Genomic DNA, 16,171 nt, shown 5'->3' with positions numbered 1-16,171 from the left:
CTCTAGAGGCAGGTGGACAAGCTGAGGACCGGCATGAAATTCAACACCGTCGCCCCGAAGGCCACGCCATTCGTCCAGAACGAGGCGCGGGCGAGAAAGGCGGAAGGGTCGCCCGCATCGGCCAGCCGGCGCGCGCGCCTTCGCGTCCAGACCGCGAGCGCCGCGGCGGCCCCAGCGTAGGCGAGCCAGACGCCGACGAGGGCCGCACGATGCAGGCTCACCGGCCCCAACGCCACCGTCTCCCATCGCCAGGCGCAGCCGAGCGACAGAAGCGCGTAGAGCGTGACGAAGGCCGCGGCCCAGAGCGTGAAGCCCGCGAAGAGGAGCGCGAGATCGACGGTCGGGCGATGCCGCGTCGCGTTCACGGCTGCACCATCAGGGCACCGAAGGGGATCAGCGCCTCGAGCGCGGCGAGGAATAGGACGGCGATCAGCGTCGCCGCGGCCGTGTAGTCGTGCCAGAGCGTGCCGATGGCGAGATCGCCGAGGCGATCGCGCGCCACGAACCCGGCTCGGCAGCGCCAGATGCCGAAGCCCGCCAGCACCGCGCCGATCGCGGCGTGGAGAACGAGGTAGGCGAGAAAGGCGAAGACGAGGGCGGGATAGGCGTGCCGGGTCGGGTCGGGCACGTGGACCGCGAGAAGCCAGACGCCGAGCGCCGCGGCGAGCACCTGCGCCAGCGCGGCGCCGGCGAGCATCGGCACCGCCGCGTCCGGCCCGGTGCGACGCGCCCTCGCGAGCGCCAGGTGCGCAAGAATGGCGGCGGCGGCGGCAGCGATCACCAGCGCGGCGCGCTTCGGGAGAGGAAGCGAGACGTCGAGGAGCGCCGGCCAAAGCGGGGCGGTCAGCCAGAGGAACAGGGCACCGAACAGGAGCGAGGCGAAGAGGGTAGCGTTGGCGACCAGCAGCAGCATGAGGCCCCACCAGGTCGGCGGGCGCTCCACCTCGGCATGGACCTTCAGCGACAGCCCCCGCCCGGCATCCAGCGCGCCGAAGCTTCGGCGGTGCCCGGAGGAGGGGCCCCAGGCGAGGAAGGACGCTGTCACGAGGAGGATCGCGACGGGCGAGAACCAGTAGAGCTTGAAGAGGAGCGACAGCACGAAGCCGCCGATGGCGAGCGCGCTCCACAAGGGCAGGAAGCTCGGGCGCGGCAGCACGGCGATGTGGAGCGGCTGCGCGGTGGCGGCGTCCACCACGAGCGTCTCCTGCCAGCCGTTGCGCGGGACGGCGAGGAAACCCTCGCCCCGGTCGAGGCGCTCGCGCAGGCCCGGATCGTCCTTCAGCGGCGCGCGCCCCGCGACCTCGGGCAGCGCCGCGAAGGCGTAGGGCCGCGGCGGCGTGGCGGTCGCCCATTCCAGGGTCTCGGCGCTCCAGGGATCGGGCGGGCTCGGCCGACCGAAGCGGAACTGGAAGAGCATGTCGACGGCGAACAGCGCGAAGCCGGCCGTGGTCACGAAGCCGCCGATCGAGGAGACGAGGTTCGGCCATTCCCAGCCGAGCCCTTCGGGAACGTAGGCCCAGCGGCGCGGCATGCCGAGCAGACCGGTCAGGTGCATCACGAAGAAGGTGAGGTTGAAACCGACGAAGATCAGCCAGAAGGCCAGCACCCCGACCGCATAGACGGGCTGCCGGCCCGTGACGTGCGGCAGGTAGTAGTAGGCGGCGGCCAGCATCGGAAAGACGAAGCCCCCGACGAGCACGTAGTGCAGATGGGCCACCACGAAATGGGTGTCGTGGACCTGCCAGTCGAAGGGCACGACGGCGACCATCACGCCCGTCAGCCCGCCGCAGACAAACACCGAGAAGAAGCCGAACAGGTAGAGCATGGGCACGCTCATGCGCGGCCGGCCGGCCAGCATCGTTCCCAGCCAGAGGAAGATCTGCACGCCGGTCGGCACGGCGACGAGGATGCTGGCGGCCGAGAAGAAGGCCTGCGCCAGATGCGGAATGCCGACCGCGAACATATGGTGGACCCACAGGCCGAAGCTGAGGAAGCCGGTGGCGGCCACCGAGACCACGACCCAGGAATAGCCGATCAGCGGCCGGCCAACGAGAACCGGCAGGATCGTCGAGACGATGCCGGCCGCCGGGAGGAAGATAATGTAGACCTCGGGGTGGCCGAAGAGCCAGAACAGATGCTGCCACAGCAGCGGATCGCCGCCGCGCGTGGGGTCGAAGAAGGGCAGGTCGAAGGCCCGCTCCACCTCGAGCAGGATCGAGCCGAGGATCAGCGGCGGGAAGCCGACGAGCATCATGCCGGCGGTGACGAGAATGTACCAGCCGAAGAGCGGCATGCGCGCCAGCGTCATGCCCGGCGCGCGGAACCTGAGGATCGAGACCACGAGCTCCACCGCCGCCGCCATCGCCGAGACCTCGACGAAGGTGACGCCGAGCAGCCAGACGTCGGCGTTGATGCCGGGCGAGTGGGTGCTCGAAGAGAGCGGCGTGTACATGAACCAGCCGCCGTCCGGCGCCGCGCCCGCGAGAAGCGCCGCGATCAGGATGCCGCCGCCGAAGACGTAGCACCAGAAGCCGAGCGCGGTGAGGCGCGGAAAGGCGAAGTCCCGCGCGCCCAGCATCTTGGGCAGGAGGTAGATCGCCACCCCCTCGAACATCGGGATGGCGAAGAGGAACATCATCACCGTGCCGTGCATGGTGAAGATCTGGTTGTAGAGGTCGGGGCCCAGGAAGGCCGAGCGCGGCGAGGCGAGCTGGGCGCGGATCAGCATGGCGAGCGCCCCGCCGATGGCGAAGAACACGAAGGCGGCCACCATGAAGCGACGACCGAGAACCGTGTGGTTCACGGCCGAAAGGCGGCCCCATCCCGGCGGCGTCGACCAGATGCGCTCCAGCTCGCGCTGCGCCGGCGTCAGCGCCGGCGGGCGGTCCACCACGGCATCGGCGGTGTGAGCGAAGGCGTCGGGAGGGGCGACGTCGCTCATCGGGGCATCTCCTGCGTCGTCTCGGCCACTCGCGGCGGGCCGGCGGCCGCCGACAGGGCCGCCTCGAAATCCTCTGGCGCGTGCGCCAGCGCCTCGAAGCGCATCAGCGTGTGGCCGGTGCCGCAGAATTCCGAGCACACGCCGCCATAGCGGCCGGGTCGGTCGGCCTGGATGCGGATCGTGTTGACGTGGCCGGGGATGGCGTCGACCTTGCCGGCGAGGCGCGGCACCCAGAAGGAGTGGATCACGTCGCCGCCGACGACGCGCACGTCCACCGCGCGCGCGGCCGGAAGATGAAGGACGTCCAGCGTCTCGCGGCCGTCACCGTAGCGGAAGCGCCAGCGCCACTGCTCGGGATGGGCCTCGACGACCGTCCGGGTCTCGCCGGGATGGGGCAGGAGGCGCTCGCCGGTGCCGAGCGCGAAGACGAGGAGCGCGGTCAGCGTGACGCTCGGAAAGACGAGGCCGCCCCAGACGAGCCAGCGCTTGGGCGGCACCGCCTCGCCGATGCCCGGCCGCCACATAGCCAGCGCGAACAGCACGCAGACGAGCGCCAGGATCAGAGCCGCACCAGCGAACATCACGATGGCGAGCGTCGCGGTCGCGGCGGCCGCCGGACCGGCGGGATCGAGGATCGACAGGTTGCCGGCGCAGCCCGACAGCCCACATGACAGGACGATCACCGCCCCCGCGCCGCACCGGCGCGACCCGTTTCCGGAGCCTCCATGAGCAAGACCGCGACCGACGACAGCCCCGTTCTGAGCGCCGTCGCGGAGAAGGACATCGGCTCCGCCGTGGCGGTGGCCGGCCATCCGATCCATGCCATGGCGGTGCATTTCCCGATCGCGCTCGCGGTCGCGACGCTTGGTGCCGACGTCTTCTACTGGTGGAGCGCCGACCCGTTCTGGCTGCGCGCGGGCTTGTGGGCGGCGGGCTTCGCCTTCTGGACGGCGGTCGGCGCCTCGGCGGTCGGCACGCTGGAACTCCTGCTGGTGCCCGGCATCCGGGCGCGCGCGGCGAGCTGGACGCACGCCATCGCGGCCATGATGTTCGTGTCGATCATCGGCCTCAACTGGGGCCTGCGCTTGGCCGATCCCGACGCGGTGCTGCCGCTCGGCCTCGCGCTCTCCGCGCTCGGCGCCGTGTTCACCGGTCTGGCGGGCTGGCATGGGGGAAAGCTGATCCTGCATCACGGGGTCGGCATCATGGTGTCAGACGACGAATGAGGGGCTCGGCGAGCGCGCCGAGACCGCCGGGCCGCGCGAGATCCGCGACCCAGCCGGCGAGCGCGATCGGCGGCTTGGCGAGCACCACCCAGAAGATCGCCGTGATGAGCGCCGACAAGACGACCACGCTGGCGGCGACGCGCCAGCGCGCGAAGCGCCCGCCCTCGTCGAACACCGACAGGACGAGCAGCCCCACCCAGACATGCAGGGCCACCAGCCCGCCGACCAGCAGCAGCTTGGCGGCGAACCAGGCGGTGTAGACCTCGCGCGCGAAGATCAGGCCGATCCCGGAGCCGATGGCCACGAAGGCCGCCGGCGAGATCACCACGATATAGGCGAAACGCGAGAAGGCGTGCAGGCGATGCAGCGTCGCGCCGTCGCCCGCCGCCTCGCGACGGCCAAGCAGCAGCGGCATCAGGAGGATGCCGCCGGCCCAGATCGAGAGCGCGGTGACATGCAGGAGTTTCAGCCAGACGACGATCATGCGGGGGAGGCGAGGCGCCCGCCCTCGGCTGCGTTGACCACGCGATCGAGCGACAAGAGCGCGGCCAGGAGGTTCGGCACGATCGCAGGCACCCACATGACGAGCCCGGCGAGCTGCTGGTCCTCCAGCGGCGTCAGGCCGTAGATTGGAGCGGCCACGATATGCAGCGCATAGAGCGGCGCCGGTGCGAAGGTGAGGAGGGCGCCGAGAAGGCCCATCGACACGATCAGCGCGACATGGCCGAGAGCGGTGCGCATGAGGGCGCCGGGGCTCTGAAGCTCGCGCCAGACGAAGACCGCGCTCCCGACCAGCGTCAGCTCCATCAGCCAGTAGAGGTGGTCGTCCGAGAGGGCCGCGGCGTATGCGGCGGGCGCGTGCCAGAACCAGAGCGTCGCCGAGGCCGCCAGCACGCCGAGCACGAGCCGTGCGCCTGCGAGCGGCCGGCTCGGCGCTGGAAACGCCGCGGCCAGAAGCGGCGCGATGGCCGAGACGAGAAGGACGTGATGGACGATGCGCACTGAGAACAGCGCCGAGGACAGGGCGCAGAGTGGCGAGAGAAAGGCCAGCGCGGCGACAACGAGGGCGAGATCGAAGCATCGTCGCCGAGCGTTGTCTCCGGCCAGGGCCGGATGAAAGCGGCCCATCGCGGCCAGTGCGAGAGCGAGGATGAGCCAGGGATCAAGGTTCCAGGCGAGAAGCAGGTCCGTCGGCTGCGGCGGCGTTCCGCAATAGGGCACCGAAGTCCAGTCCTGCACGGCCGTCTCGTCTCCGATCCCTGGCGCCCGAGCGCGGTTTGTCCTTGCGTTCGAGATATCACGGGGACGCGAGCCGACAACGGGCCCTCGTCATCACAGGCTCGGCATCGCCGGTCGTCCCGCGTCGGCCTCGGGTTCGGCGCGCTGGCGCCGCCGATCATCGTGCGGTTCCGTCCAGCCATTGCGTCACCTCCCGCAGCGTCTCCCGCTCCTGGTCGCACTCTTTGGAGAAGGCGTCGGCGAGACGGGCGCCCGGGGCCTGCTCGGCCACCACGGCGAGACTGCTGCCGAGGCCATAGCCACCATGCGTGACGAACGGCGCCAGCCGCTTGCCCGACATGTCGTGGGCCCGGAGGAACGACCGGATCACCGACGGGGCCGTCGTGCCCCAGATCGGAAAGCCGAGATACACGGTGTCGAAGCCGTCGAAGTCCGGCACGGTTCCTCGCAGCGGCGGCAGGTAGGCGCGCCGTCGCTCGTCCTCCGCCTGCGCCACCTGCTCCTCGTAGTCCTCGGGGTAGGGATCCCTCGGAACGATCTGGAACAGCGTCGCCCCCTGGGCTCGTGCGATCTGGGTGGCGATCAGCCGGGTGTTTCCCGTCCTCGTGAAGTAGGCGACGAGGCTCGACGTGCGCCCCGTCGCCGAAGCCGGTCCGGTTCCCGTGGTGAGAGACCCCATGCCTGCCGCGAGAGGCAAGGCCAGCGATCCCTTCAGCGCCTGCCGGCGCGAGATGGTCTTGGTGGATGTCATGGATCGTCTCCTCTTCGCGATCGCGGGATCGTCGTCCGGTCAGCTCCGAGGCGGGGCCTCCACGCCAGAATAGGCGAGCACGGCATCCGGCAGTCTTGCGCCCCGGATCTCGACGGCGCGCACGGCGGCGTCGAGTTCGGCGAGCTCCGAGGCCGTAAAGCGCAGGTCGGCCGCGCCGTTGTTCTCCAGCATGTGGGCCATCTGCGTGGTGCCGGGGATCGGCACGACGAAGGGGCGTTGCGTCAGCAGCCAGGCGAGCGCGATCTGGCCGGGCGTGGCCGCCTTGCGCTGGCCCCAGGTCCTGGCGAGTTCGACCAGGGCGAGATTGCCGGGAAGGTTGTCCGGCGAGAACCTCGACTCGCCCCCACGGATGTCGCCTTCGGCGAACCGTGTCTGGGCGTCGATGGCGCCGGTCAGAAAGCCGACGCCGAGCGGGCTCCACGGCACGAAGCCGATGCCGAGTTCCTCGCAGACCCCGAGCACTGCGCCTCCGGCCCGCGCCAGAGCATGGAATACTCGCTCTGGACGGCCGCGACGGGCAGCTCGGCATGCGCCCGGCGCAGCGTGCCGAGCATCCGGCGCGCCGTCACGACCGGTAAGTCGGGGGCCGGGGCAGCGCCGGCCGCCTGCGTCGCGGGGCCTTGAGCGAAGGCCCGGCTCGCCAGAGGAGCGGCGGCGAGGGCCCCGCCGGCCAGCAACAGGGCGCGGCGGCCGATCTCGGGGGCTCGTGTCGTCGTCATCGCGATGGTCCTCGCCTTGGATGGCTCATGGGCCGGGTCTTGCGTCGTCTGGAAGGTAGCGACCGCCAATGCCGCTCGTTAGACAAGACCGAGCGCATGGGCCTATGACGGTCCGTCATGAAACCGCTTCGAGGGAGGCGTCGTGCCGCGCGAGGATCTGGGAGGCATGTCGATGTTCCTCGCGGTGGCGGAGGAGCGAAGCTTCACGCGCGCGGCGGCCCGGCTCGGGGTTTCGCAGTCCGCCCTCAGCCATTCGGTTCGAAGGCTGGAGGCCAAGCTCGGTCTGCGGCTTCTGACGCGCACCACCCGCAGCGTCGCGCCGACCGAGGCCGGGGAGCGGCTGATCGAGACCCTGCGGCCCGCCTTCGAGGAGATCGAGGCGACGCTCGCCTCGTTGACCGAGCTTCGCGAGCGTCCCGCCGGGACGATCCGGATCACCACCTCCGAGCACGCCGCGCGGTCCGTTCTCTGGCCGGCCGTCAGCCGCCTGACCGCGGAGAACCCGGACATCCGGGTGGAGATCGACGTCCAGTCCGGCCTCACCGACATCGTCGCCCAGCGGTTCGACGCGGGCGTGCGTCTCGGCGAACGCCTGGAACAGGACATGATCGCGATGCGGGTCGGGCCGCGATTGCGGATGGCGACCGTGGCCTCGCCCGGCTACCTCGCCCGTTTCGCGCGTCCCGAAACGCCCGACGATCTGGCGGGGCATGCCTGCATCAACCTGCGCATGGTCAGCGGCAGCGTCTATGCCTGGGAGTTCGAGCGGGGCGGGCGCGAGGTTCGGGTCAAGGTCGAGGGACAGCTCGTGATGAACGACGTCGCCCTCATCGTGGAGGCCGCCGCCGCCGGCCACGGCATCGCGCATCTGGTCGAGGACCGCGTCGCCCCGCTCCTCGGCGACGGCTCGCTTGTGCGCGTGCTGGAAGACTGGTGCGAGCCGTTCGACGGCTACTATCTCTACTATCCCAGCCGCCGGCAGCCGTCCCCGGCCTTCGCCCTGCTTCTGGAGGCGCTGCGATACCGGGATTGAGGTTTCGTCGGCCTTCTGGAACGGAAGCGCGACGGGTGCGTCGTCGCAGGATCGTTCACCTTGCGTCCGGATGTGCCGGGATGGCGGATCGGAACGGATCGCTCCACTTTGGATTGTAGCCAGACCGAAACGGAGTTCGGCATGAGCCACACCGCCTACCATCATCGATCGCCCATGGACGCCGTGCACGGCATCCTTCTCAGTTTTCCCGTCGCCCTCTTCAGCACCGCGCTCGCGTCGGACGTCGCCTATCTCAACACGTCCGAGATCCAGTGGACCAATTTCGCGAGCTGGGCGATCGCCGGGGCGCTCGTCTTCGGCGGGCTGGTCGCCGCCTGGGCGCTGATCGACTGGCTCCTCAAGCTCCGTCGTCCCGGAAGCCGCGGTCGGTTGGCCTATTTCGCGACCCTTGCGGTCATGTGGGTGCTCGGTCTGGTTAACGCCTTCCACCATGCGCGCGACGCGTGGAGTTCCGTCGGCACGGCCGGAGCCGGCCTGTCGGTCGCCACCACTCTTCTCGCCCTCGCGGCGGGCTGGATGTTTTTCTCCCGAAGCCTGCGCTGGGACGCCGTCCGATGACCCGAACCTTCCTCCTCGCCGCCGTCGCCGCATTGGCTCTCACGGGTTGCAGCGAGAGCGACCCGAGCCTCAGCCAGGTCGGCGCGACGCCGGACCTGCCGGCGGTGAACGAGACGCTCATCCCGCCGATGAAGATCGCCGAGCCGGCCGGCTGGAACGGACAGGTGCCGACCGTTCCGCAGGGCTTCACGATCAACGCGATGGCGAGCGACTTCCTGATCCCGCGTCAGATGTTGGTGCTGCCGAACGGCGACATCCTCGTCGCCGAGGGACGGGGCGGCAATGCCCCGGCGCTCCGGCCGAAGGACATCATCGCCGGCGTGATCAAGAAGCAGGGCAACACGCAGGTGAAGAGCGGCAACCGCATCTCGCTGCTGCGCGACGCCGACAACGACGGCACGCCGGAACTGCGCACCGTCTTCATCGAGAACCTCAACGCGCCCTACGGCCTCGCGTTCGTCGACGGCTCGCTCTACGTCGCCAACCAGGACGCGCTGCTGCGCTTCCCCTACGAGGAAGGCCAGACGCAGATCACCGCACCCGGCGAGGAGGTCGCCAAGCTTCCCTCGGCCATCAACCACCACTGGACGAAGTCGCTCACCGCGAGCGCCGACGGCACCAAGCTCTATGTCGGCATCGGCTCGAACAGCAATGTCAGCGAGCGCGGCATGAACGTCGAGGAGGAGCGGGCGGTCGTCTGGGAGATCGACCGCGCGACCGGAGCGACGCGGACCATTGCGCGCGGCATCCGCAACCCGACGGCTCTGGCGATCGAGCCTACGAGCCAGGCACTCTGGGCCGTCGTCAACGAGCGCGACGAACTCGGGCCGCAGCTGGTGCCGGACTACCTGACCTCCGTGCGCGAGGGCGCCTTCTACGGCTGGCCCTACAGCTACTGGGGCCAGAATCTCGACCCCCGCGTCCATCCGCAGAAGCCGGAACTGGTGGAGACCGCGATCACGCCGGACTACGCCCTTGGCTCGCACGTCGCGGCGCTGGGCCTCTCCTTCGCAACTGAGAACGGCTTCGGCAGCCCTTTCGCGCAGGGCGCCTTCGTCGGCGAGCACGGCAGCTGGAACCGGCAGGACCCGTCGGGCTACAAGGTCGTCTTCGTGCCGTTCGAGCAGGGCCGCCCGGCCGGCGACCCCGTGGACTTCGTCACCGGGTTCCACATCGAGGGTGGCGAGACCCGCGGCCGGCCCGTCGGCGTGACGTTCGATCCGACGCGGCGGATCCTGCTGATCGCCGACGATCTCTCCAACACGATCTGGCGCGTGGCTCCCGGCCCGCAGGCGCAGGCGTCGCGCTGATCGGATCGGGCCAATCCCAGTTTTCGCCATCGGTCGCCCTTCTCTCCCGGCGGCGACCGATCGGTGCAGATCAATCTGGATTTTCCCGTTGAGATGGGTTCGGCAACCACCCGAATTCGCTCCGAAACACATGAGAGCGTTGGTAGTCCCAGCGTGTCGAACGTCGCGCGAAGACGTGGACGGCGCTTGCCAGTTCGTGGTCGATCATACCGTCCGTCATTCATCCGACGGGCGCCGTAGAGACTGATCGGAGCCACCCTCGAACATGCCGTGAAGGCGCCTTCGAACGAACGGCGCCGACGCTGCAACCGTGGGTGAACGCCCGTAGACAGGGCAGCAAGCGATTCGCGGCTCTGTGAGAACCGCTTCCCGACGAAGATCCGCGTCGTCGCGCCGTTCCTTCTGGAACGAGCGCCCCTTCTGGAACGAGCTTTGGCCGCGGAGCAGGCGTTTGGGTTCCAGTCCGGCATCCCATGCCTCGTGACCAACAGTGCAATCACGACCCCGGATGCCACGGGCACCTGACTCGAGGGCAGCGGTCGGATCGCCCTCCGATGCCGATGACTCCTGCAATTCCCGACAGGCGACCGGCCGAGGCATCGCAGATGTTCGGGGCTTCCGCACTGCCGAGGGCGGCGAGGTGACGGTCCCTCCTTCACCTCCTGGCATAAAGTTGACCGCCGGCGATCGACCCGTGGCGTAAGGGTGGGCATCCCGACGCACCCCCATGAGTCCGGCACGATTCCCCGACGGCCCTCCGCACCTCCTTGTCCTTTGTAATGTTATAAAATAACAAGAGCGAACCTTGAGTGCGGAGATCGCCCATGAGTCGCATGCACGTCCACGTCCGCACGTCGCGGCATCGGCACCACGACGGACCAGCTCCCGATGACGCCAGTCCGCGGGCGTGACGCCTCGCCATCGCCGGCGGAAGACCCGCGCCCCCAAATGATGTGACCTTCGCGTCGGGCGCGCCTCCGCGCGAACAGCGCCGCTGCGCCGCCGCCGAACGATGCGTCGCACGCCCGAGACGAACGCCTCATTCCTCGTCGCCGTGACCTCCCGGCTTTCGACGCCCTCCCTTCCTGACCCGCACCGGACCCGTCCCATGACCCGATCTGCCCTCGTCTCCCGCCTTGCGGGACCGCTTCTCGTCGGCGTCTCGCTCCTCGCGCCGCTTCCCGCCGTCGCTGCCGACCGCGTCTTCGACATCGTCGCGCCCTTCGAGATCGGCGGCGCCGACCCGTCTCTCTCCGGCTTCATCTTCCAGCGCATGCAGGTGGGCGAGACGCTGGTCGAGGTCGACCGCGAGGGCCGGCCGCGGCCCGGGCTCGCGAAGCAATGGACGATTTCGCCGGACGGCCTCACCTGGACCCTGCCGATCCGCGCCGGCGTCCGCTTCCATGACGGGACCATGCTCACCGCGGACCTCGCCGCCGCCTCGCTCGACCGCGCCCGATCGAAGCCGGGCGTTCTCGAACGCGCCAGGATCGAGAGCATCGCGGCCGAGAACGGCGCCGTCGTGATCCGGCTGGCGGAGCCTTTCGCCCCGCTCTGGGCGCTGCTCGCGCATTTCTCGACCATCGTCCTCGCGCCGTCGTCGCTGGCCGGCGACGGCACGGTGAGCCAGGTGGTCGCCACCGGACCCTACCGGATCACCCGGTTCGAACCCCCGCAGCGTCTGGAGGTCGCGGCCTTCGCGGATTACTGGGGCGGCAAGCCGGCGATCGAGGCGGCGACCTATCTGGCGGCCGGACGCGGCGAGACGCGCACCCTGATGATCGAGGGCGGCGACGCGGATCTGGCGTTCCAGCTCGACCCGCCGAGCATCGCCCGGCTGAAGCGCAACGGCGCGGTGGACGTCCTCAAGGCGCCGCTGCCGCGCGTCATGCAGCTGAAGGTCAACGCGGCGATGCCGCCCTTCGACAATGTGGAGGGCCGCACGGCGCTCAGCGAGGCGATCCAGCGCGAAGGGCTCGCCGCCGCTCTCCTGCGCGCGCCCGGCACCGGGGCGACGCAGCTCTTTCCGCCGAGCGTCGAGGCTTGGCACGACCCCGCGCTCGCGCCCCTCGCCACCGATCCCGAGCGCGCCAGGGCGCGGTTGGCCGCGCTCGGCTGGGTGCCCGGCGCGGACGGGATCGCCGAGAAGGACGGCAGGCCGCTGCGCGTGAAGCTCCTGACCTATGCCGACCGCCCGGAACTGCCGCTGATCGCCACCGCGCTTCAGGACCAGCTTCGCCAGGTCGGGATCGACGTCGAGGTCTCGGTGACCAACGCCTCGTCGATCCCGGCCGGCCATGCGGACGGCACGCTGCAGCTGGCGCTGGCCGCCCGCAACTATTCGCTCGTGCCCGATCCCTTCGTGACCCTTCTCGGCGACTTTCGCGAGGGCGGATCGGACTGGGGCTCGATGAACTGGGACGATCCGGCCTTCCACCAGGCGATGCGCGCGCTGCTCGCGTCGAACGATCCGTCCGCGCAGGCGCAGCTGCGCCACGAGATCGCGGCGATCCTGCAGCGCGACCTGCCGGTGATCCCCGTGGTCTGGTACGAGCAGACCGCTGCGGTGACGAAGGCCGTCGAGGGCGCGGCGATCGATCCGTTCGAGCGCTCCTTCGGCCTCGCCGAGATGGCGTGGAAGCCATGATCCGCCGTCTCGCCCATCGTCTTCTCCAGGCCGGCTTCGTGGCGCTCACGGTCGGCCTCCTCACCTTCGCGCTCATGCGTCTCCTGCCCGGAGACATGGCCTATCGCATCGCGGCGGGCCGCTACGGCTACGATCTCGTGTCGAGCGACGCGGCGGCGGCCGTACGGGCCGAACTCGGTCTCGACCAGTCGGGGTGGATGGCGCTCGGGGCTTGGCTCTGGGACATCGTGACGCTCGACCTCGGTCGCTCGCTCGTCTCGGGCGAGCCGGTGGTGCACGAGCTCGCCCACCAGCTCGGCGCCTCGATGATCCTCGCCGCCGCCGCGATCGTTCTGTCGCTGGCCTTGGGTCTACCGCTCGGGACGATGGCCGGGCGGCGTGCCGGCGGCGCGCTCGACCGGGCGTTGCTCGTCGCCGCGGTGGTGCTGCGCGCCTTGCCGCCCTTCGTGCTCGGCCTGCTGCTGATCCTCGCGCTCGCCCTCACGCTCGGCATCCTGCCGGCGGCCGGGCACGGCCATGGCGGCCATCTCGTCCTGCCGGCGCTGACGCTGGCGCTCGGGCTGGCCGCGGTCTCCTCGCGCGTGACGCGGGACGCGACGGCCGCGGTCGTCGCCTCGCCCTTCTACGCCTTCGCGCGGCTGAAGGGGCTGCCCGAGCGGCACGTCTTCCCGCGGCATGGCCTGCGCAACGTCTCGGTTCCCGTCGTCACCTATCTCGGCGTCCAGTTCGCGATGCTCGTCGAAGGCGTCGTGGTGGTGGAGACGCTCTTCGCCTGGCCGGGCATCGGGCATGCGCTCGTCCACGCCATCGTCCAGCGCGACGTTCCGATGGTGCAGGGCGCGGCGCTCGTGATGGGCCTCACCTTCGTCGCCCTCAACGCCGCGGTGGACCTCCTCAACGCCCGGCTCGACCCGCGAGGGGGATCGTTCGCATGAGCCTTTCGGGCACGCTTCCCATCGCCGCCGAACCGCGGCGGCCGCTGCCGCGTCTCGGCGCGGCGCTGCTCCTCGCACTCGTCGCCTTCGCCGCGCTCACGCCCCTCCTGTCCTCGGTCGACCCCGGCCGCCAGGATTACGGCGCGATCCTCGCAAACCCCGGCGCCGATCATCCGTTCGGCGCCGATCATCCGTTCGGCACCGATCACCTCGGGCGCGACATGCTCGCCCGGCTCGGCGCGGCGCTCCGGCTGTCGCTCGGCCTGGCGCTTCTCAGCGTGGTGACCGCCGGCATTCCCGGAACCCTTCTCGGCATCCTCGCGGCGTGGCGGGGCGGATGGACGGACCGGGCGCTGTCGATCGTCTGCGACATCGTCCTGTCGCTGCCGGGTCTTCTTCTGGTGCTGCTCGTCAGCGCGATCTTCCCCGGCTCCTTCGCGGCGATCTACGGCTCGATCTCGCTCGTGCTCTGGATCGAATATTTCCGCATGTCGCGGGCCACCGCCCGCGCCATCCTCGCCTCGCCCGCCGTCGAAGCCTCGCGCCTCCTCGGCTTCGGCCAGGCCTACATCGTGCGCCATCATCTCTGGCCGGAGCTCTCGCCCGTGCTCTTCACCGTGGCGGCCTTCGGCGCGGCCACCGCGATCATGGCGGTCGCCGCGCTCGGCTTCGTCTCGGTCGGGCTGCGCCCGCCGACGGCCGAGCTCGGCCTGATGATGACCGAGCTTATGCCCTACTACGCGGAGGCTCCGTGGATCCTGCTGCAGCCGATCCTGGCGGTCTTCCTGCTCGTGCTGTCGCTCAACCTCCTGGCAGGATATCGCTCGCGATGACCGCGCTTCTCACCATCGACGACGTCTCGGTCCATGCGGGTGCGCAGCGCATCGTGGCGCCGACCAGCCTCGCGCTCGACGCCGGGCGCCCGCTCACCATCGTCGGCGAGACCGGATCGGGCAAGAGCCTGCTCGCCCAGGCCATCGTCGGCAATCTGCCGGCGGGCCTCGACGCCCGCGGCCGGATCGCGATCGGCGATCTCACCGAAGAGGCCGAGGCCACCGGGCGCCGCTCGCTCTGGGGGCACGCCATCACCGTGCTTCCGCAGGAGCCCTGGCTCAGCCTCGACCCGACGATGCGCGCCCGCGGCCAAGTCGAGGAGACGCACCGGTTCGTCGCCGGCCGCCCGGCGCGGGAAGCCGGGCGAGCCGCCACCGCGGACCTTGCGAGCGTCGGCCTCGGGGATGCCACGGCGCGCTATCCGTTCGAGCTCTCGGGCGGCATGGCGCAGCGGCTGGCCTTCGTGGCCGCCAAAGCGGGCGGCGCGCCGATCGTCGTCGCCGACGAGCCGACCAAGGGTCTCGACGCCGCCCGCGTCGGCGAGGTCGTCGATCTCCTGCGCAAGGGGTTCGAGAGCGGCGGCGGGCTGCTGACGATCACCCATGATCTGGACGTCGCGCGCCGCCTCGGCGGCGACGTCGCGATCATGTGGAAGGGCGAGATCGTCGAGTGCGGCCGCGCCGAGACGGTGTTGTCGGCGCCGGAGCACCCCTACACGAGGACGCTTCTCGCCGCCGATCCGCGGCAGTGGCGGAGGCGTGCGACGGACGCGGCCGGCGCAGCACGGGGCGGCGATGCCGTCCTGGAGCTTCGAGGCGTCGCGGTCTCGCGCGGCGGACGCCGGCTCTTCGCCGACCTGTCCTTCGGCCTGCGCCCCGGCGAGATCGTCGGGCTGACCGGCCCGAGCGGCTGCGGCAAGTCCACCCTCGGCGATGCCGTGCTCGGCCTCGTGCCGCCGGATGCCGGAACGGTGCGCCGCGCCGCCGGCCTGCCGCCGGTCGCCTTCCAGAAGCTCTACCAGGATCCGGTGCTGGCCTTTCCGCCCCGCCGGCGGCTGCGGCGCACCCTGGCCGATCTCGCCGCACGGCACCGGCTGGACGAGCGCCGGATCGACGAGTTGATGCAGCGTCTGCGGCTGCACCCGAGCCTCCTCGACCGCACGCCCGGCGAGGTTTCGGGCGGCGAGCTCCAGCGCTTCTCCCTGCTGCGCGTGCTTCTCCTGAAGCCGGCGCTGATCGTGGCGGACGAGCCGAGTTCGCGGCTCGACCTCGTCACGCAGAAGGAGATGATCGAACTGATCGTCGAGGCGGCGGATCGCGACGGCTGCGCGATCCTCCTCGTCACCCACGACGAGGCGCTGGCCGACGCCGTCTGCGGCCAGCGCATCCGTCTCGGCGACCCCTCGTAGGGGCGGAGGGCGTTGCGGAGGGGCCGACGGCGGTGGAGGGCATCGAAGCGAAACGGCGTATTCAGGCTATGTCGCGGATGTCGAAACGGTTGATCTTGCCATCCTGCATGCGGAAAACGTGCGCGACCGTCTTGTCTCTCAAGCCGTGCGTCTGCCCTTCCAGCGGCGTTCCGTCGAGGTTGAGGACGGTCTGCCGGACCTCGGCGGTGATCGAGCCGTCGCCGGTCTCGGTGAAGCCGACCGGGGCGACGTGCGGGCTGACCATCGCCCATTGGCGCGTCCAGTAGTCGCGCAGGGCCTCGTGGCCGTGGACGTGGCCCCCGTCCATGCCGTTGGCCCAGGCGACGTCCACCGCGAGGACGGGCAGGACGCCGTCGATGTCGCGGGCGTTGAACCGCTCGTAGAGCCGCCGAAGCGTTGCGATGTGATCGTCCATGGGCCTCTCCGGCGTTGCCATCTCCGCGGGACTGCGGGTGATTGCCTGTGCGCTGTGGCTTTCGTATAGTGACCTATGTATCAACATAGGAA

The 16,171-nt window shown here is 70.3% G+C and carries 15 protein-coding genes and 1 pseudogene; 8 read left to right on the top strand and 8 right to left on the bottom strand.

All coding sequences use genetic code 11. The features are described 5' to 3' along the window. Positions 1 to 2: 2 nt before the first annotated feature. Genes GGR04_RS05570 through coxB form a run of 3 tightly spaced genes read right to left on the bottom strand, consistent with a single transcriptional unit; the run spans position 3 to position 3,624 of the window. Positions 3 to 365, bottom strand: a complete 363-nt coding sequence (locus GGR04_RS05570; RefSeq protein ID WP_183198656.1) for a hypothetical protein — start codon at positions 363 to 365, stop codon at positions 3 to 5. Next, entirely contained in the window at positions 362 to 2,941 is a 2,580-nt protein-coding gene (ctaD, locus tag GGR04_RS05565; protein ID WP_183198654.1) for a cytochrome c oxidase subunit I, read from the bottom strand. Before ctaD ends, GGR04_RS05570 begins: the two co-directional genes overlap by 4 nt. Further along, positions 2,938 to 3,624 carry a cytochrome c oxidase subunit II gene (gene coxB / locus GGR04_RS05560; RefSeq protein WP_312857402.1) on the bottom strand — a complete coding sequence of 229 codons (687 nt, stop codon included), beginning with the start codon at positions 3,622 to 3,624 and terminating at the stop codon, positions 2,938 to 2,940. The genes ctaD and coxB overlap by 4 nt, the downstream gene beginning before the upstream one ends. A 42-nt stretch (positions 3,625 to 3,666) precedes the next feature. On the opposite strand from coxB, the gene GGR04_RS05555 reads away from it, so the two are divergent. Further along, positions 3,667 to 4,167: a DUF2231 domain-containing protein gene (locus GGR04_RS05555; RefSeq protein WP_183198650.1), complete on the top strand. Its 501-nt coding sequence runs from the start codon at positions 3,667 to 3,669 to the stop codon at positions 4,165 to 4,167. Here the strand turns inward: GGR04_RS05555 and GGR04_RS05550 are convergent. The 4 genes and pseudogenes from GGR04_RS05550 to GGR04_RS05535 all read right to left on the bottom strand — a co-directional run. Next, the gene (locus GGR04_RS05550) at positions 4,145 to 4,651 is read right to left on the bottom strand and encodes a CopD family protein (RefSeq protein ID WP_183198648.1); all 507 of its coding nucleotides are present in this window, start codon (positions 4,649 to 4,651) and stop codon (positions 4,145 to 4,147) included. The genes GGR04_RS05555 and GGR04_RS05550 overlap by 23 nt on opposite strands. After that, on the bottom strand, positions 4,648 to 5,406 hold the full coding sequence (locus GGR04_RS05545; protein ID WP_312857401.1) for a cytochrome c oxidase assembly protein: 759 nt from the start codon (positions 5,404 to 5,406) through the stop codon (positions 4,648 to 4,650). Before GGR04_RS05545 ends, GGR04_RS05550 begins: the two co-directional genes overlap by 4 nt. Before the next feature lie 157 nt (positions 5,407 to 5,563). Continuing rightward, positions 5,564 to 6,157 (bottom strand): flavodoxin, encoded by a 594-nt coding sequence (locus tag GGR04_RS05540; RefSeq protein WP_183198645.1) that lies wholly within the window; start codon positions 6,155 to 6,157, stop codon positions 5,564 to 5,566. Between the two features lie 39 nt (positions 6,158 to 6,196). After that, positions 6,197 to 6,729: pseudogene (locus GGR04_RS05535) on the bottom strand (aldo/keto reductase); the annotation flags it as partial. A 310-nt stretch (positions 6,730 to 7,039) separates the two neighbouring features. Between GGR04_RS05535 and GGR04_RS05530 the strand changes: the two are divergent. From GGR04_RS05530 to GGR04_RS05500, 7 genes are all read left to right on the top strand, one after another. After that, complete coding sequence (locus GGR04_RS05530; protein ID WP_183198643.1) at positions 7,040 to 7,930, top strand: LysR family transcriptional regulator; 891 nt, start codon at positions 7,040 to 7,042, stop codon at positions 7,928 to 7,930. Between the two features lie 141 nt (positions 7,931 to 8,071). Continuing rightward, entirely contained in the window at positions 8,072 to 8,509 is a 438-nt protein-coding gene (locus GGR04_RS05525; RefSeq protein WP_183198640.1) for a DUF2231 domain-containing protein, read from the top strand. Beyond that, positions 8,506 to 9,819 (top strand): PQQ-dependent sugar dehydrogenase, encoded by a 1,314-nt coding sequence (locus GGR04_RS05520; RefSeq protein ID WP_183198638.1) that lies wholly within the window; start codon positions 8,506 to 8,508, stop codon positions 9,817 to 9,819. Before GGR04_RS05525 ends, GGR04_RS05520 begins: the two co-directional genes overlap by 4 nt. 1,108 nt (positions 9,820 to 10,927) lie before the next feature. Next, positions 10,928 to 12,466, top strand: coding sequence for an ABC transporter substrate-binding protein (locus GGR04_RS05515; RefSeq protein ID WP_183198636.1), 1,539 nt, complete (start codon positions 10,928 to 10,930; stop codon positions 12,464 to 12,466). Further along, on the top strand, positions 12,463 to 13,401 hold the full coding sequence (locus GGR04_RS05510; protein WP_183199028.1) for an ABC transporter permease: 939 nt from the start codon (positions 12,463 to 12,465) through the stop codon (positions 13,399 to 13,401). The genes GGR04_RS05515 and GGR04_RS05510 overlap by 4 nt, the downstream gene beginning before the upstream one ends. Then, positions 13,398 to 14,234, top strand: coding sequence for an ABC transporter permease (locus tag GGR04_RS05505; protein ID WP_183198634.1), 837 nt, complete (start codon positions 13,398 to 13,400; stop codon positions 14,232 to 14,234). Before GGR04_RS05510 ends, GGR04_RS05505 begins: the two co-directional genes overlap by 4 nt. Further along, positions 14,231 to 15,643 (top strand): ABC transporter ATP-binding protein, encoded by a 1,413-nt coding sequence (locus GGR04_RS05500; protein WP_183198632.1) that lies wholly within the window; start codon positions 14,231 to 14,233, stop codon positions 15,641 to 15,643. The genes GGR04_RS05505 and GGR04_RS05500 overlap by 4 nt, the downstream gene beginning before the upstream one ends. A gap of 61 nt (positions 15,644 to 15,704) precedes the next feature. On the opposite strand, the gene GGR04_RS05495 is transcribed toward GGR04_RS05500, so the two are convergent. Continuing rightward, on the bottom strand, positions 15,705 to 16,079 hold the full coding sequence (locus GGR04_RS05495; RefSeq protein ID WP_183198630.1) for a nuclear transport factor 2 family protein: 375 nt from the start codon (positions 16,077 to 16,079) through the stop codon (positions 15,705 to 15,707). Positions 16,080 to 16,171: the final 92 nt, after the last annotated feature.

Origin of the sequence: Aureimonas pseudogalii (assembly GCF_014196835.1) — a bacterium.
In the GTDB taxonomy this organism is placed as follows: Bacteria; Pseudomonadota; Alphaproteobacteria; order Rhizobiales; family Rhizobiaceae; genus Aureimonas; species Aureimonas pseudogalii.
The sequence above is the reverse complement of the archived record's forward strand: the minus strand, read 5'-3'. Positions and strand labels throughout refer to the sequence as shown.